The following is a 17,923-nucleotide window of genomic DNA, read 5'->3' as shown; positions in this document are numbered from 1 at the left end:
CACATGCAGCAGCCCGACTGAGTGTGGCGCAAGATACACACCTCGCGAGATACCCGACTCAATTTCATTCCCGACCCCTATTAATATCCAATTCCTTTTAACCAGTTGTGTTAATCTTGGTTGACCCCATATCGCCACATGCGGCGGGTGGGGATATGGATGCGTATTCTTGGCGTCTTTCTGACTTCGGCCTTCCTGCTCGCAGGCGGTATGGCATTTGCGCAGGCGCTGCCTTCTTCGTCAGTCCGTCAGGACTGCCCGCCGGGTGAACCCGATTCCGTCCAAATCAGCTGGAACGAACCGTGCGAAGCGGGGACATGGCTGCTCGATACCGAGCTCGGCTGCCGCATGTGGGATTGGCATCCTGCGCCGGAGGACAAGGCTGAGTGGTCGGGTGCGTGCCGGGCTGGCCGCCCCGAGGGCCGCGGCACGGCGCAGTGGTACGAGCATGGCCGGCCGATCGATCGGTTCATCGGGACCTACCTCAACGGCAAGCGGGCTGGCGAAGGCCAGTATGTCTGGAACGAAGGCGTGCGCTACGACGGTGCCTATGTCGACGACGTGCCGAATGGCCGGGGCGTGCTCAAGCTCGACGGCGATACCTTCGCGGGCGAGTGGAAGGCGGGCTGCTTTACGCGTGGCGACGGACGGGTCGTGGCGATCGGCGTACCGCGGGCGTCATGCCAGCCGGGCGGCGCGCCCGATCTGAAAAAGAAGGTCGCCGAGGACAATTCCCGCCCCAGCCCCACTCAGACCCAGTAGGCGAGAATGCCGATCAGACCGGATGCCACGATCGGGTAGGCCGGGTTGATCTTCGTCTTCAGCAGCAGCAGGAACACCATGGCGGCGATGGCCGCGTGAAGGGCGTCGACCACGGCGCCCTTGGCCATGATGACGGCACCCGCCAGCACGAGGCCGACCGACACCGAGCCCAGGCCGGTCTGGATCGCCGGCCGCCAGCGCCACGTCTGCAGGTGCGTCCACAGCCGACCGATCCCCCAGGTGAGCAGGCCCGTCGGCAGGAAGAAGGCGACCAGCGCGACCGCGGCGCCCGGCAGACCCGAAACAACGGTGCCGATCGAGGCCACCATCATCATGTTGGGGCCGGGCGACAGCTGACCGAGGCTGTAGTAATGCAGCAGCTGGGGAAACGTCACCCAGTGATGGACGTCGACCGTCAGCGTCTTGAGCTCGGGAAAGGCCGCCATGCCGCCGCCTACCGTCAGCAGCGAGAGGTAGGCGAAGACGCCGGCAATGTCGCCGAGCTGCTTCATTTGAAGGTCCTGTCGCGTGGCCGGTGCCACCAGATGGCGACGATGCCGGCCACGATCAGGGCATAGGGAACCTGCACGCCGAAACCGGCCACCGCCGCTGCCGTCGCCAGCACGAAGACGTAGTCGGCCAGGGACTTCAGGACTTTGGCCCCGAGCTGGACTAGCACCACGACGATCAGCCCGAGCGCGCCGGCGGCGATGCCCTGCAGAAAGGCCCTGGACCAGGGATCGTCGCCGCCGATGCCGTAGGCGTAGACCGCGGCGATCATCAGGCTGGCGCCGGGCAGGCACATGCCCAGGGTCGCGACGAGGGCGCCCCAGCCGCCGCGCAGACGGTCGCCGACCAGGATCGACATGTTGGTGGCGTTGAGCCCGGGCAGGGTCTGGCTGATGGACAGGAGCTCGACGAATGTGACGTCGTCGACCCAGCGGTTGCGCACCACCAAGCCGGTCCGCAGGTAGCCGACGACTCCGCCGCCGAGGCTGGTGGCCCCCATGACGAGGAACACCCAGAACAGTCTGGCCAGAGAGACGGTCGGCGGCGTGGGGGGCGCAGGGTCGCTCATTCGTGGGCCTGGGGAGGATTACCTTTCAAGCGATAGACGGCACCGGTCTTGGTGGTCGTCAGGGTGAGCCAGTCGGCGCAGACCTGCTGCAGCTCGAGGAAGAACCGCTCGCAGGCGTGCAGCGGCTTGTGGCCGATGCCGTCCGGACCGTCGAAGCGCAGCTGGAAGGCGAATTCCCCCACGAAGGAATGGTGGTCGCCGCGTGATCGCCAGAGGGCCAGGTTGGCCGTCGCCGCCGTCCGATGACCGAAGTCGAGCAGGCAGATGTCCTGCATCAGCTCCTCGACGATGGTCTGGTTGACCAGCGAAACGTCGTCCGAACCCTCGCACGGAATGGCCGCCAGCGGCGGGAAGATCGTCGCGAGCTCGTCCAGCGACATGTGGCCGAGCGAGGCCATGACAATGCGCTCTGCCTGGGGAGCCTGGCTGAGCCCGAACTCGACATTGTGCGAAATCAGCCGCCGCATCCCATCGATGCGCTCTCTGAGCGGCATGACCTCGAGCTTGAACTTGATCTTGTATTTGCCGTCGATGCGCGGGCGGACGTCGAGCTCCTGGCCGGCCTTCATCGCGGGGGTGCGGAACTTGAAGACGATCTCGGGATCGCCGATCGGAAAGCCATCCTCGTAGGCGATACGGCGGCGCACGATGTAGCCGTTGTTGTAGAGGTGGAACCCGCCGGTATCGAGGAACAGCACCTCCCGCACTTCGGGCCGCTGCTCCGCCTTGGGCGTGTCGTGGTAGCCGACGCCGGCTGCTTCGGCTGCCCGCCGGACCAGGTGGGCGAATTCCTTGAAGACGCGCGCGGTCGTGATGCGGTCAGGTTTGAGGATCAGCTTGCACTGCAGATAGCACAGCTCGTCGCGCCGCTTGCCGTCGGCATAGGTGCCAGGATAGCGCTCCGCCAGCCAACCCTGAAGCGTCGTTTCCTTGTCGCCGACCGCCATTCCTGCTCCCCATTGGTACGGTATCTTGCGATGACTTCCGTGTCACTCCGGCGACATATCATTCCGGCGCCATATCACTCTGGCGACAGATCACTCCGGCGATGGGCCATCGACCTTGCCGAACGCCTCGACCCGATCGGCGTCGTAGCAGACGTAGTAGCGATCGGAGACCGACCAGGGCACGCGGCTCCAGAAATCCTTGAGCAGTGTGTAGTAGGCGCATTCCTTGCCGGGCGAATGGGCGACCGTCTGTGGCTGGCCGATCATCGATTGGACCTCCTGACGGCTCATGCCAGGCCGGATCTGGTCGAGCGACCGGGCCGGCGCCACGCAGCCGCCGACGAGAGCCGTCGCCGAGAGAACGATCAAGGTGACGGGAGAGAGGCGCTTCATCGGACGACTCCTGGCTGGCGAAGATCAACGGGCCAGCACCACGGCAGGCTAGGTCTGGTCACCAATTATTGTCGGGTTACCCCGAACAATTGTCGGGCAGCCCGGCGTCTGGCGGAAGTCTGGCCGATGCGCTACCTCGGCTCCATGCAATATGGAACCCGATACCAGCCGCCCGGCCTCGCGGCCTCGCTGAGCGGACCAGTCGCTGGCGATCTCTCGGAGACGGCGATCTCCGAGGTGGCGATGTCGGTGTTCGGCCAGCCTGACATCGTGCCGCTGTGGTTCGGCGAAGGTGACCTGGTTACGCCGGATTTCGTGCGCGACGCGGCGGCGAAAGGCTTGCAGGCCGGTGAAACCTTCTACACTTGGCAGCGCGGCATCCCGGAATTGCGCGCCGCCCTCTCGGCCTATACCGAGCGGCTTTACGGCATCGACTGCCCGGCCGACCGCATCAGCGTCACCACCGGCGGCATGCAGGCGATCGTGCTGTGCTGCCAGCTGCTGCTCGATCCCGGCGACAACCTCGTGATCGTGTCGCCGATCTGGCCGAACATCACGTCCGCCGCCAAGCTGGTACGGGCCGAGCCGCGCTACGTCGCCCTCGATCGCAAGCCTGACGGCCGCTGGGCGCTCGACCTGCAGAAGCTGTTCGACGCTGTCGACGCGCGGACGCGAGCGATCTTCGTCAACTCGCCGGGCAATCCGACGGGCTGGACGATGACGTCAGAGGAGCAGCGCGCGGTCCTCGATTTCACCCGCCAGCGTGGCCTGTGGGTCATGGCCGACGAGGTCTATGCCCGCCTGATCTACACCCGACCGGTGGCGCCGTCCTTCCTCGAGCAGGCGCGGCCAGACGATCCACTGCTCGTGCTCAACTCGTTTTCCAAGCCGTGGGCCATGACCGGCTGGCGCGTCGGCTGGGTCACCCATCCAACCGGCCTTGGGGACCAGTTCGCCAAGCTGGTGCAGATCAACACGTCCGGCGTGCCGCACTTCCTGCAACGCGGCGCCGTCGCCGCGCTCGAGAAGGGCGAGGCCTTCATCGCCGAGATGCTGGAGCGCTGCCGCGCCGGCAACGAGCTGGTGTTTCAGCGCCTGTCGGCGCAGCCCCGCATCACGATCGCGCGGCCCGAGGCGGCCTTCTATGCCTTCTTCACGGTCGAGGGCGTCAGCGACACGATGAAATTCTGCCTGTCGCTGGCCAAGGACTACAAGGTCGGTCTGGCGCCGGGCGAGGCGTTCGGTCCGGGCGGCGAGGGCAACATCCGCCTCTGCTTCGCCGCTGGCGCCGACCGCCTGAGCAAGGGCCTCGACCGCATCGAGGCGGCCATCAAGGCGCTATAGGATGATTCCTCTCCCACGCTTTGCGTGGGGAGGTGTCGGCGTAGTCGCCGGCGGAGGAGTCATAGGCCCCCCTCACGTGACTCATGACCCCTCCGTCGCGTATGACGCGACACCTCCCCGGCAGAGCCGGGGAGGCGGATGAGAATAGAGTGTCCCCAACCCTTTCCATCGACGTCCGGCATCTGCGCAAGGAGTACGGCGAGATCGTCGCGGTCGACGACCTGACCTTCACCGTGCCGCACGGCTCCGTGCTGGGCCTGCTGGGCGGCAACGGCGCGGGCAAGACGACGACGATCGCCATGCTGCTCGGGCTGCTGGAGCCGACCGCCGGCGAGATCAGCGTGCTCGGGGTCGATGTGCGCCGCCACCGCTACGGCGCCCTGCCACGCATGAATTTCTCCTCGCCCTACGTCGACCTGCCCCACCGGCTCACGGTGCGGCAGAACCTGCTGTTCTATGGTCGCCTTTACAGCGTGCGGAATCTCGCGCGCCGGATTGACGAGATCGCCGAGCACATGCAGGTGGCGCCGTTCCTCGACCGCCAAGCGGGCAAGCTGTCGGCTGGCCAGAAAACCCGGGTGGCGCTGGCCAAGGCGCTGATCAACAAGCCCGACGTGCTGCTGCTCGACGAGCCGACGGCGTCGCTCGATCCCGACACCGCCGACTGGGTGCGCGGCTATCTCGAGAGCTATCAGCACGAGACTGGCGCCACGATCCTGCTCGCCTCGCACAACATGGGTGAGGTCGAGCGGCTGTGCGACGACGTGATCCTGCTGCAGTCCGGCCGGGTGTTCGAGCGCGGCAGCCCGCGCGAGCTGATCGAGCGGTTCGGCCGCGAGGACATGGAGGAGGTGTTCCTCGACATGGCGCGCGGGCGGGGACGCGGCCTCGATTCGCTCGGCAAGAAGGAGACCGTGCCGTGATGGGCTCGGCGGAGCGCATCTGGGCCCTGGTGATGCGCCACATCCACATCTGGCGCAGCTCCGTGATGCGGCTGATCGATTCGATCTACTGGCCGGCCGTGCAGATGGTGATGTGGGGCTTCATGACCCAGTACCTGCTGCCGCAGGCCTCCTTCGTGGCCCAGGCGGCGGGCGTGCTGCTGTCGGGCCTGCTGCTCTGGGAAGTCGTGGTGCGCGGCAACCTCTCGCTGTCGATCGCCTTCCTGGAAGAGATCTGGTCGCGCAATCTCGGCCATCTTTTCGTCAGCCCGATCCGCTCGTGGGAGATGGCGACCGGCATCATCATCGCCGCCCTGCTGCGCACCCTGCTGGGGCTGATCCCGGTGTCGCTGCTCGCCTGGGCGTTCTTCGGCTACTCGATTTACTCGCTCGGCCTGCCGCTGATCGCCTTCTTCGCCATCCTGCAGATGTTCTCCTGGTCGATCGGGCTCGCCATGTCCGGGCTGGTGATGCGCGTCGGGCAGAGCGCCGAGAGCTTCGCCTGGGCTGCCGTGTTCATCCTGATGCCGGTGAGCGGCGTCTACTACCCGATCTCGGTCCTGCCGCAGTGGCTGCAGGTGATCGCGCACGGCCTGCCGACCGCCTACGTCTTCGAGGGCATGCGCGCCATCATGGCCGAGCAGACCGTGCATTGGGATCTGCTGGGTTTCGCCTTCGGCCTCTCCGTCGTCTATCTCGTGGTCGGCTTCCAGGTCTTCCAGTGGTTCTTCCGCCTGTCTCGGCGTGCTGGCACCTTGCTGGGGCAGGGCGAGTAGACGGCGACAAGGCTCATGCCTGCGACCATTGCCAGGATCGAGCCGACGCCCGAAGCGGCGCGCTGGTTAGGGCGCTTTCAGGACGGCCGTGCAGGCGGCGGGCAGCTTCGGCCGGTAAGGCTGCTGCGGCGTGCCCGGCGGGGGCAAGGTCACCGGCGGCCGAGTGAACCACAGGTCGAGCTGCTCGCCGCAGCCGTCGTCTTCGTAGTACGCACCCTGCGGCTGGCACTGTGGGTTGCCGGGTGGGCAGAAGAGCCTGACGTGGAAATGCTCGTCGTGGCCCACCCACACGACTAGCTTGCGCAGCCAGGCGCGATTGCCGGTGGCGGTCTGGCAAAGCCGCTGCTTGATCCACTTATTCACGAAGATGCGGTCGAGATGCGGCATCTCGGCAGCGAGGCGCAGCAGGGCGACGTGCTGCTCGGTGAAGACGCTGTCGTCGATGCCGCCGTCGCCGGCCCGTACCAGCGAACGGAGGCGCGGATTCTCGCGCAGCGCTGGCGCCAGGCGTGGTCCAGGCTGGCGTTCGAACCAGATGTCGGCGTCGAGCCCGATCTGATGGCTGGCATGGCCCGATGGCGCCGGACCGCCGCGTGGCTGGCCGATGTCGCCTATGTAGAGTGGCGGCTGACCGGCGGCCCGTACCTTCTCCGACAGCGACTTGATGTAGTCGATAGTGACGGGTTGTCCCCAGTAGCGATTGCGACTGACTCGGATTGCTTCGTAGCCCTGCCCATCGAGCGGCAGGGCCTGTGCGCCCTGCAAGCAGCCCGCGGTGTAGAAGCCGATCGACTGCGGCGGACCGGCCGTTGGCGTCGTGACCTGCGCCCACTCCTGGGCCGATGCGGAGAAACCGGTGAGGAAAACGATGAGCGCGGCCAGGAAGGGCTTCATTTCGCAAAGCGTACGCGCCGGGGGCGCGCCACTCCAGTGGCGCGATTCCATTGGCCACACATAGGCGCTAGCTTTGATCGACGACCAACAAAAACTTCATCCTGAGGAGGCCGCGTAGCGGACGTCTCGAAGGATGGGCTATACACGAAATCGCTGAAAAAGCAGTGCCGCAGCACTTGCCGCGCTGCCGACCCTTCGAGACGCGGCCCTGCGGCCCGCTCCTCAGAGCAAGGTTCCGTTGTAAGTGAGCGCCGATGAGCGCGCCACTCCTGTGGCGCTCTTGCTTCTCGGTTACGCACCCTATGAGCGCCACAGGAGTGGCACGTCCCCAGCACATGACGCGACCTTTCGGCAAAGTTGCAGGCGATGCTAAGAAGGTGGGCATGGTGGCCTACACCTCGCTCGACGTGTCGCACCGTGGCCCGGTGACCCGGCTGACGTTGAACCGCCCGGGGCGGCGCAATGCGTTGACCCACGCCATGATGCTGGAACTCGAGCAGGTGTTCGCTGCAGTGCGAAACAACCCCGACTGCCGGGTGCTGGTGCTGCGCGGTGCCGGCGGGCACTTCTGCGCCGGCGGTGACCTCGATGCCATGGCCGACATGCCGCCCCGGCCCGACAATGACGCGAACGATCCGCTCGTCCCGGCCTATCGCCAGTTCGGTGATGCGCTGCTTGCGCTCAACACGCTGCCGCAAGCCACGATCTCGATCGTCGAAGGCTCGGCTGTCGGCGGTGGCTTCGGCATGGCGTGCTGCTCGGACGTGGTGATCCTGCATGCCAGCGCGCGTTTCGGCGTGCCCGAGCCGAAGGTCGGCTTCATCCCCTCGCAGATCATCCCGTTCCTGGTGCGCCGGCTGGGCGAGGGCGCGGTGCGCGATCTGGCAGTGACGGGCCGGGTCATCGATGCGGCTGAGGCCTGTCGGCTGGGCGTCGGCCGCCATCTCTGCGCCACCGCCGGCGAGGTCGACCGCACGCTCGACAGTGTGGTGGAGGACATCCTGCGGCTCGAGCCGCAGGCGCTCGCCACCGTCAAGGACCTGGTGCTGGCCTGCGCCACCCGGGACGATCGCGCCGTGCTGGACGATGCCGCGGAACGGCTGGTCGGCCTGCTGCGCCGGCCGCACGCCTCGCTCGGCATCAAGGCCTTCATGGCCAAGACAACACCGCCCTGGGTGAAAGGATAGAACGACATGAGAAACTATCGCCATATCGAGGTGCGGCCGATCGCCGGGGCTCTCGGTGCCGAGGTCCATGGCGTCGACATGTCGCGCGAACTCGACGACGAGATCGTGGGCGAGGTGCGGCAGGCTTTTCTCGACCACTTGGTGATCTTCCTGCGCGACCAGAAGGTGACGCCGCAACAGCAGCTCGGCTTCGCGAGGCGCTTTGGCGAGCCGATCGAATACCCGCAGCTCAAGGGCCTGCCCGAAGCGCCGATGATCACGCCGGTGGTCAAGCTCGAGCACGAGCGCAACAATTTCGGTGGCATCTGGCATTCTGACACGACCTACCTGCAGATCCCGCCGATGGGCAGCATGCTGCTGGCACGCGAGGTGCCGCCGTACGGAGGGGACACCATGTTCGCTAACCAGTATCTCGCCTACGAGGCGCTGTCGGACGGGCTCAAGCAAACGCTGGAGGGACTGATCGGGGTCAGCTCGTCGGTCAAGGCCGACGTCACCCGGACCCGCGAGGATCGCCTGAAAGCGGCCGGTGTCGAGCACAAGGTGTTCAGTGCCGAGCACCCGATCGTGCGTACCCACCCGGAGACCGGTCGCAAGGCGCTCTTCACCTCCGATGCGCATACCGCCCAGATCAAGGGCTGGACCGAGAAGGAGAGCCTGCCGCTCCTGAAGTTCCTGTGGGAGCACCAGACGCGGCCGGAGTTCACCTGCCGCTTCCGCTGGGAGGTCGGTTCGCTCGCCTTCTGGGACAATCGCTGCGCCATGCACAATCCGATCAACGACTATCACGGCCATCGCCGGGTGATGCACCGCATCACCATCGCCGGCGACAAGCCGCGCTAGATTTCGGCGGCCGGCATGGACGCCGCCGGGGACGCCGCCAGGACGATCGATTTCTACCTCGGCATCGGCAGCCGGTACTCCTACCTGGCGGCCACTCCAGCCGGTCGTGGTGGCGGCAGAGTGCAGCCAATTCCGAGTCGAGCCGCTCGACGAGCGCGTCTTCGAGCGGACCGGGCTGCCCGCCAGCCGGGACGGTGCCGCCGAACGCCGAGCCGGCAAAGGCAAGGCAGCGATTGACCAGGTTGCCGAAGGTGTCGGCGAGGTCCTTGTTAACCCCGTCGACGAAGCGATCGACGGTGAAGTCGCTGTCCGAGCCTTCCGGCGCGTTCGCCGCCAACCACCAGCGCCAAGCGTCGGCGGGCAGCAGGTCGAGGGCGGCATCGGTGAAGATGCCACGCTGGCGGCTGGTCGAGAACTTGCCGCCCTCGTAGGTGAGCCAGTTGAAGCCCTTGATGAGGTCGGGAAGCTTCAGCGGCAGCCCCGATCCCAGGAGAGTCGCCGGGAAGCTGACGGTGTGGAAGGGGACGTTGTCCTTGGCGAGGAACTGCAGGTAGCGGACCTCGTCGCCGCCCTGCCACCAAGTGCGCCAGTCGCGCCCCAGGGCGGCTTCCGCCCATTCGACGGCGGCCGCGATGTAGCCGATCGGGGCATCGAACCAGACATAGAACACCTTGTCGGCGAAGCCGTCCTTCGGGACCGGCACACCCCACGAAAGGTCGCGGGTGATGCAGCGATCACGCAGCCCCTCGTCGAGCCACTTGCCGGCGATCGAGCGGACCAGCAATGGCCAGTCGTTACGTCCGTCCAGCCATGCCCGCAGCGCCGGCGCAAAGCCGGACAGTTTCAGGAACAGATGCTGGCTCTCGCGAAATTCTATGTCCGTAGCGCCCGAGACCGCGGAGCGCGGCGCGATCAGGGTCTCCGGATCGAGGAGCCGCGTGCAGGCCTCGCACTGGTCGCCACGGGCGTTGGTGTCGCCGCAATGCGGGCAGGTGCCGACGACGTAGCGATCGGGCAGGAAGCGGCCGTCGGTCGGCGAGTAGGCCTGCCGGATGGTTCGCGGCTCGATGTGGCCGGCGGAATCAAGTCGCAGGAAGATGTCCTGCGTGAGCCTGCGATTGGCGGCCTGCGAGGTGCGCGAGAAGTGATCGAACGACAGATCGAAGCGACGATAGATATCGGTCTGCACGGCGTGCTGACGCGCGCAATAGTCGGCGACCGGCAGGCCTTCGGCCTGCGCCGCCAGCTCGGCCGGGGTGCCATGTTCGTCGGTGCCGCAGAGAAACAGCACCTCGTGCCCGGTCTGCCGGCGATAGCGGGCGTGAATGTCGGCCGGCAGGAGCGAACCTGCGAGATTGCCGAGATGCTTGACGCCGTTGACGTAGGGCAGGGCGCTGGTGATCAGAAATTTCGTCATTGAGCTCTCCATCGTGTCGCAGCCGGACATGAAAAAGCCCTTCGCAGGGAAGGGCCGGGGAGCTCGATCGATCGGGCGTCAGCGCCCGCGCGTCATCCTTCCGCCCCGTTCCGAGGAAGGGCCGGGTGCATTCGCGAAAAAGCGATGCGGATGGCGATGGACATGGGGGCTATATCGTTGGTCTACGGCCAGCCGTCAATGGCCGTGCGAAAGGTTTGAGAAGGTCGACGGAACATGTTCTCAGCGGAAGCGGCGTCTGTCGACGACACCTGCCTGGGCGAGATTGTCTTGGGCTGAAGCATCAAAGAAAAACCTCACCCTGAGGAGCAGCCGCAGGTTGCGTCTCGAAGGGGCGGCCAAAGCACGTCTGTTGCCGACCCTTCGAGACGCGCACTTCGTGCGCTCCTCAGGGTGAGGATTTCGCTTGAAACAATCGCTCTATGCAATGCCGGTTCAGTAGATCGTCTCCTTGAGGCGCTGCGGGTAGTTGCGATCGTAGGTATCGCCATCGAAGCCCTTCTGCAGGGCTTTCATGATCGTGCCGCTGCTGGGCAGACTGGTGCTTTCGTCGACGTGGAAGCTGGGGTCCCACAGTCGCGAGCGGACGAGTGCCTTGGGGCACTGCGTATAGACGCTCTCCGCGGTAACGACGATGACGCTGCGCGGCACCTTGCCTTCCATGGTGAACGATTCGCAGAGTTCGCGGTCGATGCTGATCGCGGCGCGGCCATTGATACGCAGCGTCCTGCCCACGCCTGGGATCAGGAACAGCAGCGCGATGCGCGGGTCGCGGACGATGTTGCGCAACGTGTCGATGCGGTTGTTGCCGCGTCGATCCGGCAGCATGACGGTCCGGCTATCGACCACGCGCACGAAGCCGGCCGGATCGCCGCGCGGGGTGCAATCGAGCCCTTCCGGACCTGAAGTGGCGAGAACGACGAAGGGCGATATCTCGATGAAGCGGCGATAGTGCTCGGAGATGTGGTCGATCTCCTTGATCACGGCCGGGCCGGCCGGCAGGCCGTAGATCGCCTCGAGTTGGGCTTCAGAAGTGACGAAATCCTGCACGGTTTCCTCTCTTGAGCTGGTGCACTGCTCCTGCTGCGACGATCGTAGCGCACAATCGATTTCGAGGCCAAGGACTGGGGACGGGCGCGAGGCCTCTCTTGTCATCCTGAGCGTAGCGAAGGATCTCATCGCCGTCTGCCACAAGGGTGCTTTGAAACCTCTGGCGATGAGATCCTTCGCTACGCTCAGGATGGCAAGAAATGCGCTCTGGACACCTACGGCTTCGCCGGAGCCGGCGACAGGTTGGTGCGGCCGACGGCGGTGTGCCCGACCTCGGCGCGGGTGCCGGCGATCTCGATGTAGGACAGGCTCTGCCAGCGCCCCACGAAGTTGCGCGCCCAGGGCGAGAGCATGTTGCCGGACTGGCCGAGCGGCATGGCGAAGCGGCTGTTGTCGAGATCGCTGAAATCGTAGACGCCGCGGTAGCCGGCGCCGTGCACCGAGTCAAAGGGGCGGGCGCCGCGGAACGATGGTTGGGCGCGGTTCAGGGTCTGCGGCCCGCCATCGGATGGAAAGCGCACCGAGGCGAGGTCGCGCAGCAACGGCACGCCGTCGAACAGGGAATGGCGGTGGGCGGCGCGATGCTCCTCGCCCCATTGCCATTTGGTCATGTCGGGGCCTTGCCGCCGGGTGATCCAGTCCAGCGCACGATCGAGCGCGAGCGCAATCGCGTCCTCGCAGGTCTCGGCCTCGCGCGTTCCGCCGTCGTCGCACCAGCCCGGCTTGTCGCGCAGGATGCGCATCATCAAGGGAACATCGGGCGTGGCAAGTGCCGGGAAGAGCTCGTCGCCCAGCTCGTCGGCCAGCAACCCGCGCTGCAGCTCCCACAGCCACGCCTGGTAGATCAAGGGCTCGGGGCGGCTCGCCAGCATGAAATGGTTCCAGCGGCCCAGCATGTCGTGCACCCGGGCGGCGCGCGGGCTTCGCGGCGCCCCCTTGAGCAGCATCGGCAGGATGTCCGCCGCCTCGATCGTGAGATTGTCGGCCTGCATGACGATCATGCCGTAGACCGGATGGCGCTCGACCTCGCGCAGAAGCTGGTGGGCGCGGCGCTGGCGGTACGGTTCCGCCCAATCGCGCGTGATGAAGTGCCGATAATCGTCAGGCACCAGCCGCGCATTGGCGTTGACGATGATGCCGCCCGACGGGTTGTAGACCCGGGGCAGCTCGTCGAACGGCACGAAGCCTGCCCAGTCATATTCGGCGGTCCAGCCCGGAACCGGGATGGAGCCGTCGCCCTTGCGGCGGATCGGCACACGCGCCGGCGCGACCAGGCCGATGTTCCCGGCCGTGTCGGCATAGACGATGTTCTGCATGGGCGAGATGATCCGGCGGGTCGCAGCCAGGAACTCCTCCCAATTGTGCGCCAGCCCGATCCGGCCAAAACCCTCGGCGGAGGTATCGGCACCATCGAGGGCCGTCGCCTGCAGGGCGAGCACGTGGCCCTGCGGCGAGACCTGGCTGTCGCGGCGGATGAAGTCGTCGATGACCGGACCATGCCGCGTCTCGCGAATGCGCAGGGTCACGGACTCGCCCCAGGCGACCTTGATGGTCTCCTCGCGGACGCCGAAGGGTCGCGGACCGTCGGGGGTGATGTAGCGGTTGGGGTCGGTCGGATCGATGCGCTCGACGAAAATGTCCTGGCTGTCGAGATTGGTCGTCGTGAAGCCCCAGCCGATCGATCCGTTGTGACCCAGCACGACGGCGGGAGAGCCGGGCGAGGTGGCTCCGCGGATGTCGAAGCCCGGCCCGAGCAGGCGCGCCAGGTACCAGGTGCCGGGAAAGGTGAGGCCGAGATGCGGGTCGTTGGCGAGCAGCGGCTTGCCCGAGACCGAATGCGCGCCCGACAGCACCCACTCGTTCGACGCCATGCGTTTGTGCGTGGCGATGTTGTCGGTCTCGCGGTAGAGCCGGTCGAGGTCGAGCGACTTCACGGCCTGGCTCACCATCGACAGCGTGGCGTCGCGATTGTCGCCCGGTGCCTCGATCAGGAATTTCACGCCGTCCTCGCCGATCCGGCGCGCGAGGCGCAGACGCAGGAGCTCGGCCCGCCAGTTGCCGTCGAGCCCGAGCGCCATCAGCTTGGCCCACACCAGCGAATCGGCCGGCTGCCACGGCTCGGGCCGATAGCTGCCGCCCGACAGCAGCTTGAGGAGGGTGAGCTCGAGCCCGAACTGCTGGTCGTCGTCGGCCAGCCAGGCGTTCACGCCGGCAGCGTAACCTTCGACGATGCCGCGCATGGCGGGCGACAGCGCATTCAGGCTCTCGCCCGCTTTGCGATAGATGCCCAGCCCGCGCATCGTGCTGTCGGTCTCGATCAGCGCGGAGCCGACGAGCTGGGACGGCACGATCTCCGACAAACGACCTTGCCCGAGTCGCCGCATCAGCTCCATCTGCCAGAAGCGGTCCTGCGCATGGGCATACCCCAGGCCGAAGGCGGCATCCTCGATCGAGCCGGCGATGATGTGCGGCACGGCGTTCTTGTCGCGCAGGATCTCGACCGGCGCCTTGAGGCCGTGGACCTCGACATGCCCGTCATATGACGGCAGGGCGCCACGCACCTGGAAATACGCGCCAGCCAGGAAGACCAGGATGGCCAATACGCTGCCAGCCAGGAACTTCGCCAGGCCGACGCCCAGGCGGGCAAGCATGAAGGAGCTCCCTAACCGCCGATGAAGGCCAGGATTGCCGCGCGATCGTGATCGAGATCGGGCGCCGGGCGCCGCGTCCTGGGATCGTCGAAGGCCGACATCTTGAGCGGATTGCCGGCCAGCTTCAGCGTGCCGCCGCTACCGTCGGGAACCTCGACCAGCATGTTGCGGGCGGCCACCTGCGGATGCTCGATCGCCTGCTTGATGTTGTTGATCGGCCCGCACGGCACGCCCGCCTTGGAGACCACGGCGATCCAATGGGCGGTGGTGTGATGCTTGAGGACCGATTCCATCTCGTGCTCGAGCCTACCGTGATGCTTCTGGCGCAACGCGTTGGACTTGTAATGGGGATCGGTGGCCATATCAGGGCGGCCGAGTGCTTCGCAGATCTTGACGAACAGGCCGTCGTTGCCGGCCGCAATGATGATGGCGCCGTCGGAGGTGCGGAACGCCTGGAAGGGCGTGATCGTCGGATGACGGGCGCCCAGCGGGCCGGGGATCTCGCCCTCGACCGTGTAGCGCATGATGGCGTTCTCGAGCAGCGCGAGCTGGCAGTCGAACATGCCGATATCGACCTTGGTCGCTTCGCCGGTCTTGAGGCGATGGACCAGGGCGGCGTTGACCGCGACGGCGGTGTAAAGCCCGGCGCCGATGTCGCCGATCGACATGCCGACGCGCGACGGCGGCTGGCCCTCGTTACCGGTGATGCTCATGATGCCGCCCATGCCCTGCATCACCATGTCGTAGGCGGGGTCCTTGGAGTTGGGGCCGGTGTGTCCGAAGCCCGACGCCGAGGCATAGATCAGCCTGGGGTATTTCTTGTGCAGGGTCTCCCAGCCGTAGCCCAGCTTCTCCATAGTGCCGGGGCGGAAGTTCTCGACGACCACGTCGGCCTTCTCCAGGAGCTTCTCGAAGATCGCCCGGTCGGCATCGGCCTTGAGGTCGAGGGCAATGCTCTCCTTGCCGCGGTTGACCGAGGCGAAGTAGGTCGACTTGCCGTTGACGAACGGTCCGTAGGCGCGCGCATCGTCGCCGCCCTTGGGCGGCTCGACCTTGATCACCCGGGCCCCCATCTCGGCCATCAGCAGGGTGCAGTAGGGGCCGGCCAGGATGCGGGACAGGTCGACGACGGTGATGCCGGCGAGCGGGCCGGCGGCTTTGGCTGCTTGGGTCATGGGTGAATTTCTTATCCAGTGGGTCGCCGCGAATCCAGCCAGACATTCGCCGCAGCCGCCCCGATCACGATGCTGCCACCCAGCAACGTCAGGTCGTCCGGCTTTTCGCCGTCGAACAGCCATACCCAGACCGGCCCCAGCACCAGCTCGAGCAGGCCGAGCAGGGCGGCGCGGCCGGCCGGGATGCGCTTCAGGCTCGCCATGTAGAGCAGCAGGCCGCCGACCAGCTGGCCGGGACTCAGCATCAGGAGCCAGGGAATCTGCGACCAGGCAACATTGCCCGGCTCGGCGAACGGCAGCGCCACGAGGCCGGAGATCAGGCCGGCCAGCCAGATCGCCGGGGCCATGCCGACGTCGCGGCGATGGCGGACGACGACGTAGTTGCCGCTCATGCACAGCACGACGATGAAGGCCACGGCCATGCCAGCAAGCGAGCCCGCCTCCAGGGAGCCGACGACGCTCAGCGACAGTCCCAGGGTCGCCACCGCCATCGTGACCATCGTATGACCGTGCACAGGCTCACCGAGGACGGCACGCGCGAGCAGGGCGGTGATGAAGGGTGTGGCGCCGAACATCAGCAGCACGTTGGCGACCGGCGCCAGGCCGAGGGCGAGGATGAAGGAGACGAAGGCACCGGCCAGCAGGACCGCGCTCAGCACCAGCGCCAAGCCCGCATTGCGCACGTCGATCAGGATGCCATGCCGCTGCCAGACGAGCAGGGGAAGCATGGTCGTCACCAGGAATGCCGACCGCCAGAACGAGATGTCCCATGCCGGCAGGTCGATGCGGCGCACGATGACGCCCGCCGTGCTGAAGATGGTCGCCGCGATCACGGCGAACGCCACGCCGATGAGGGAGCTTGCTGCCAGGTTCATTCGGCCAAGCATTGCGGTGCGCAGCCGCGCGAAAGCAACGGGGATGATCCTGAATAAATCTTATGCTCGGTTCATGCTCCTCCCCAGCGGAGCTGCTACGGAGCGGACTAATCTCAGATCCGTCCCCCTCTTAGGGGCAGGGCATCCGCATATGGGCGCGGCTTTCATTCTCCTCCCCAGCTTCGCTGGGGAGGTGCCCCGTCATGCGGGGCGGAGGGGTCATGAGCCTCAGTCCCGCTGCTCATGATCCCTCCGTTGCCGAAGACGGCGATACCTCCCCAACAGAGTTGGGGAGGAGAATGGCTTGTCATCTGCGGCGCAGCGAGGGACCTTGCCGCTGCCGGACATGACCCTCGACCTGCCGCCCTTTCGGCCGCGTTTTCCCTGGTGGAGCGGTGATCTCCAGACCATCGCCAACCGGCTGCGCCGCGTCCCGACCTCGTTGGCTCCCCATACCAGCGAGCGGCTCTGCTTCCCTTTGCCGGACGGCACCGGCGATACGCTTCTCGCCAGCCTCGACCGGCCCGCCGCGCCGATACCCGGAAGCCCGCTGATCATTCTGATCCACGGTCTGACGGGCGCCGAGGACAGTCTCTATCTCTTCACCCTGGCCCGCCTGCTGCTCGATCGCGGCCGCCGCGTGCTGCGGCTCAATCTGCGTGGCGCCGGGCCGTCACGATCACTTTGCAGCCAGCACTACTACGCCGGACGCAGCCAGGATTTTCGCACACTGCTATCGGTGTTGCCCCGCGACCTCGTGTGCGACGGGCTGATGGCCGTCGGCTACTCCCTGGGCGGCGCGATGCTGCTGAAGTATCTCGGTGAGGAGGGGAGTGGCACGCCGTTGACGGCCGCCGCCAGCATTTGCGCGCCGATCGATCTCGCCGCCACCTGTCGCAACATGCTGCGACCACGCAATCGCGTCTATCACCGCCACATCCTTGACACGATGAAGGCCGAGGCGACCGGCGAGGGCGCAGTCGTCTCGGCGGCGGAGAGAAGCGCAATTTTCGGCGCGCGCACCGTCTGGGATTACGACCACGTTTTCATTGCCCCGCGCTACGGCTTCGCCAGCGCTGAGGACTACTACGAACGCTGCCGGCCGACGCGCTTCATGGCCGGCATCAGGATTCCCACCCTCGTTCTCGCGTCACTCGACGATCCCTGGATTCCCGGCGCCCTCTATCGCGCGTATGCTTGGGCCGGCAATCCTTCGCTCGTGCCGCTGCTGCCCGCCCAAGGTGGCCATGTCGGTTTCCATGGCACGGACAGCCTGCAACCGTGGAGCGATCTGGCCGTGGCAAGGTTCTTCGACCATGACTGAACTTCCATCGCTCGTGCAGATCCTCGGCGTCGCCGCCTCTCTGGTCGCCCTCGTGCTCGCCTGGCGCGCTTACCGCAGTGCCTCCGCCGAGCACGAGGAGCGCAAGCAAGAGCGGGACAAGCGCGACGGGCGCTGAGGTACCCCCCTTCGCCGGCTCGCGCAGCCTCAGTCGATCAGCTCGTCGGCCCCGGCGAGCTCGAAGAGCAAGGTGCGATGCGCCAAGAAATCGCCTTCTGGGCTGATCATGG

At 66.4% G+C, this 17,923-nt stretch carries 18 protein-coding genes; 8 read left to right on the top strand and 10 right to left on the bottom strand.

What is annotated here, in order from left to right:
• Positions 1-159: 159 nt before the first annotated feature.
• The gene (locus ACILR9_RS04245; RefSeq protein ID WP_395708650.1) at positions 160-762 is read left to right on the top strand and encodes a hypothetical protein; all 603 of its coding nucleotides are present in this window, start codon (positions 160-162) and stop codon (positions 760-762) included.
• On the opposite strand, the gene ACILR9_RS04240 is transcribed toward ACILR9_RS04245, so the two are convergent.
• The 4 genes from ACILR9_RS04240 to bamE form a co-directional block, all read right to left on the bottom strand.
• Positions 750-1,274 (bottom strand): chromate transporter, encoded by a 525-nt coding sequence (locus ACILR9_RS04240; RefSeq protein ID WP_395708649.1) that lies wholly within the window; start codon positions 1,272-1,274, stop codon positions 750-752. The genes ACILR9_RS04245 and ACILR9_RS04240 overlap by 13 nt on opposite strands.
• The gene (locus ACILR9_RS04235) at positions 1,271-1,840 is read right to left on the bottom strand and encodes a chromate transporter (RefSeq protein ID WP_395708648.1); all 570 of its coding nucleotides are present in this window, start codon (positions 1,838-1,840) and stop codon (positions 1,271-1,273) included. Before ACILR9_RS04235 ends, ACILR9_RS04240 begins: the two co-directional genes overlap by 4 nt.
• Positions 1,837-2,787, bottom strand: coding sequence for a hypothetical protein (locus ACILR9_RS04230; RefSeq protein ID WP_395708647.1), 951 nt, complete (start codon positions 2,785-2,787; stop codon positions 1,837-1,839). Before ACILR9_RS04230 ends, ACILR9_RS04235 begins: the two co-directional genes overlap by 4 nt.
• A 90-nt stretch (positions 2,788-2,877) precedes the next feature.
• On the bottom strand, positions 2,878-3,180 hold the full coding sequence (bamE, locus tag ACILR9_RS04225; protein WP_395708646.1) for an outer membrane protein assembly factor BamE: 303 nt from the start codon (positions 3,178-3,180) through the stop codon (positions 2,878-2,880).
• Between the two features lie 126 nt (positions 3,181-3,306).
• Between bamE and ACILR9_RS04220 the strand changes: the two genes are divergently transcribed.
• The 3 genes from ACILR9_RS04220 to ACILR9_RS04210 all read left to right on the top strand — a co-directional run bounded on the left by ACILR9_RS04220 (position 3,307) and on the right by ACILR9_RS04210 (position 6,241).
• Positions 3,307-4,524: a pyridoxal phosphate-dependent aminotransferase gene (locus ACILR9_RS04220; RefSeq protein WP_395708645.1), complete on the top strand. Its 1,218-nt coding sequence runs from the start codon at positions 3,307-3,309 to the stop codon at positions 4,522-4,524.
• A 149-nt stretch (positions 4,525-4,673) separates the two neighbouring features.
• A complete protein-coding gene (locus ACILR9_RS04215) occupies positions 4,674-5,447 on the top strand; it encodes an ABC transporter ATP-binding protein (protein ID WP_395708644.1) in 774 nt (257 codons plus the stop codon).
• On the top strand, positions 5,447-6,241 hold the full coding sequence (locus ACILR9_RS04210; protein ID WP_395708795.1) for an ABC transporter permease: 795 nt from the start codon (positions 5,447-5,449) through the stop codon (positions 6,239-6,241). Before ACILR9_RS04215 ends, ACILR9_RS04210 begins: the two co-directional genes overlap by 1 nt.
• 66 nt (positions 6,242-6,307) lie before the next feature.
• On the opposite strand, the gene mepA is transcribed toward ACILR9_RS04210, so the two are convergent.
• Positions 6,308-7,135: a penicillin-insensitive murein endopeptidase gene (gene mepA / locus ACILR9_RS04205; protein WP_395708643.1), complete on the bottom strand. Its 828-nt coding sequence runs from the start codon at positions 7,133-7,135 to the stop codon at positions 6,308-6,310.
• Between the two features lie 383 nt (positions 7,136-7,518).
• On the opposite strand from mepA, the gene ACILR9_RS04200 reads away from it, so the two are divergent.
• Positions 7,519-8,322: an enoyl-CoA hydratase/isomerase family protein gene (locus tag ACILR9_RS04200; RefSeq protein ID WP_395708642.1), complete on the top strand. Its 804-nt coding sequence runs from the start codon at positions 7,519-7,521 to the stop codon at positions 8,320-8,322.
• Between the two features lie 6 nt (positions 8,323-8,328).
• A complete protein-coding gene (locus ACILR9_RS04195; protein WP_395708641.1) occupies positions 8,329-9,165 on the top strand; it encodes a TauD/TfdA dioxygenase family protein in 837 nt (278 codons plus the stop codon).
• Here the strand turns inward: ACILR9_RS04195 and metG are convergent.
• The 5 genes from metG to ACILR9_RS04170 all read right to left on the bottom strand — a co-directional run bounded on the left by metG (position 9,137) and on the right by ACILR9_RS04170 (position 16,351).
• Positions 9,137-10,594 carry a methionine--tRNA ligase gene (gene metG, locus ACILR9_RS04190; protein ID WP_395708794.1) on the bottom strand — a complete coding sequence of 486 codons (1,458 nt, stop codon included), beginning with the start codon at positions 10,592-10,594 and terminating at the stop codon, positions 9,137-9,139. The two genes, ACILR9_RS04195 and metG, sit on opposite strands and share 29 nt — an antisense overlap.
• A 441-nt stretch (positions 10,595-11,035) precedes the next feature.
• Positions 11,036-11,650, bottom strand: coding sequence for a pyridoxamine 5'-phosphate oxidase family protein (locus ACILR9_RS04185; protein ID WP_395708640.1), 615 nt, complete (start codon positions 11,648-11,650; stop codon positions 11,036-11,038).
• 215 nt (positions 11,651-11,865) lie between these two features.
• On the bottom strand, positions 11,866-14,301 hold the full coding sequence (locus ACILR9_RS04180) for a penicillin acylase family protein (protein WP_395708639.1): 2,436 nt from the start codon (positions 14,299-14,301) through the stop codon (positions 11,866-11,868).
• Between the two features lie 11 nt (positions 14,302-14,312).
• On the bottom strand, positions 14,313-15,476 hold the full coding sequence (locus tag ACILR9_RS04175) for a CaiB/BaiF CoA transferase family protein (RefSeq protein WP_395708638.1): 1,164 nt from the start codon (positions 15,474-15,476) through the stop codon (positions 14,313-14,315).
• A gap of 11 nt (positions 15,477-15,487) precedes the next feature.
• Entirely contained in the window at positions 15,488-16,351 is an 864-nt protein-coding gene (locus ACILR9_RS04170; protein ID WP_395708637.1) for a DMT family transporter, read from the bottom strand.
• Between the two features lie 304 nt (positions 16,352-16,655).
• Here ACILR9_RS04170 and ACILR9_RS04165 point away from each other — a divergent pair, with 304 nt between their 5' ends.
• Positions 16,656-17,675: a YheT family hydrolase gene (locus ACILR9_RS04165; RefSeq protein WP_395708636.1), complete on the top strand. Its 1,020-nt coding sequence runs from the start codon at positions 16,656-16,658 to the stop codon at positions 17,673-17,675.
• The gene (locus tag ACILR9_RS04160; RefSeq protein WP_395708635.1) at positions 17,668-17,811 is read left to right on the top strand and encodes a hypothetical protein; all 144 of its coding nucleotides are present in this window, start codon (positions 17,668-17,670) and stop codon (positions 17,809-17,811) included. Before ACILR9_RS04165 ends, ACILR9_RS04160 begins: the two co-directional genes overlap by 8 nt.
• Positions 17,812-17,923: the final 112 nt, after the last annotated feature.

The organism is Reyranella sp. (assembly GCF_044224635.1).
In the GTDB taxonomy this organism is placed as follows: Bacteria; Pseudomonadota; Alphaproteobacteria; order Reyranellales; family Reyranellaceae; genus Reyranella.
Note: the sequence above shows the minus strand (reverse complement) of the source record. Positions and strands in the feature narration are given on the sequence as shown.

Excerpts from the sequence above, each read along its gene's own strand:
- ACILR9_RS04245 (WP_395708650.1), top strand. The coding sequence starts at position 160 with ATGCGTATTCTTGGCGTCTTTCTGACTTCGGCCTTCCTGCTCGCAGGC.
- ACILR9_RS04240 (WP_395708649.1), bottom strand. The coding sequence starts at position 1,274 with ATGAAGCAGCTCGGCGACATTGCCGGCGTCTTCGCCTACCTCTCGCTG.
- ACILR9_RS04235 (WP_395708648.1), bottom strand. The coding sequence starts at position 1,840 with ATGAGCGACCCTGCGCCCCCCACGCCGCCGACCGTCTCTCTGGCCAGA.
- ACILR9_RS04230 (WP_395708647.1), bottom strand. The coding sequence starts at position 2,787 with ATGGCGGTCGGCGACAAGGAAACGACGCTTCAGGGTTGGCTGGCGGAG.
- bamE (WP_395708646.1), bottom strand. The coding sequence starts at position 3,180 with ATGAAGCGCCTCTCTCCCGTCACCTTGATCGTTCTCTCGGCGACGGCT.
- ACILR9_RS04220 (WP_395708645.1), top strand. The coding sequence starts at position 3,307 with ATGCGCTACCTCGGCTCCATGCAATATGGAACCCGATACCAGCCGCCC.
- ACILR9_RS04210 (WP_395708795.1), top strand. The coding sequence starts at position 5,447 with ATGGGCTCGGCGGAGCGCATCTGGGCCCTGGTGATGCGCCACATCCAC.
- mepA (WP_395708643.1), bottom strand. The coding sequence starts at position 7,135 with ATGAAGCCCTTCCTGGCCGCGCTCATCGTTTTCCTCACCGGTTTCTCC.
- ACILR9_RS04200 (WP_395708642.1), top strand. The coding sequence starts at position 7,519 with ATGGTGGCCTACACCTCGCTCGACGTGTCGCACCGTGGCCCGGTGACC.
- ACILR9_RS04195 (WP_395708641.1), top strand. The coding sequence starts at position 8,329 with ATGAGAAACTATCGCCATATCGAGGTGCGGCCGATCGCCGGGGCTCTC.
- metG (WP_395708794.1), bottom strand. The coding sequence starts at position 10,594 with ATGGAGAGCTCAATGACGAAATTTCTGATCACCAGCGCCCTGCCCTAC.
- ACILR9_RS04180 (WP_395708639.1), bottom strand. The coding sequence starts at position 14,301 with ATGCTTGCCCGCCTGGGCGTCGGCCTGGCGAAGTTCCTGGCTGGCAGC.
- ACILR9_RS04175 (WP_395708638.1), bottom strand. The coding sequence starts at position 15,476 with ATGACCCAAGCAGCCAAAGCCGCCGGCCCGCTCGCCGGCATCACCGTC.
- ACILR9_RS04170 (WP_395708637.1), bottom strand. The coding sequence starts at position 16,351 with ATGAACCTGGCAGCAAGCTCCCTCATCGGCGTGGCGTTCGCCGTGATC.
- ACILR9_RS04160 (WP_395708635.1), top strand. The coding sequence starts at position 17,668 with ATGACTGAACTTCCATCGCTCGTGCAGATCCTCGGCGTCGCCGCCTCT.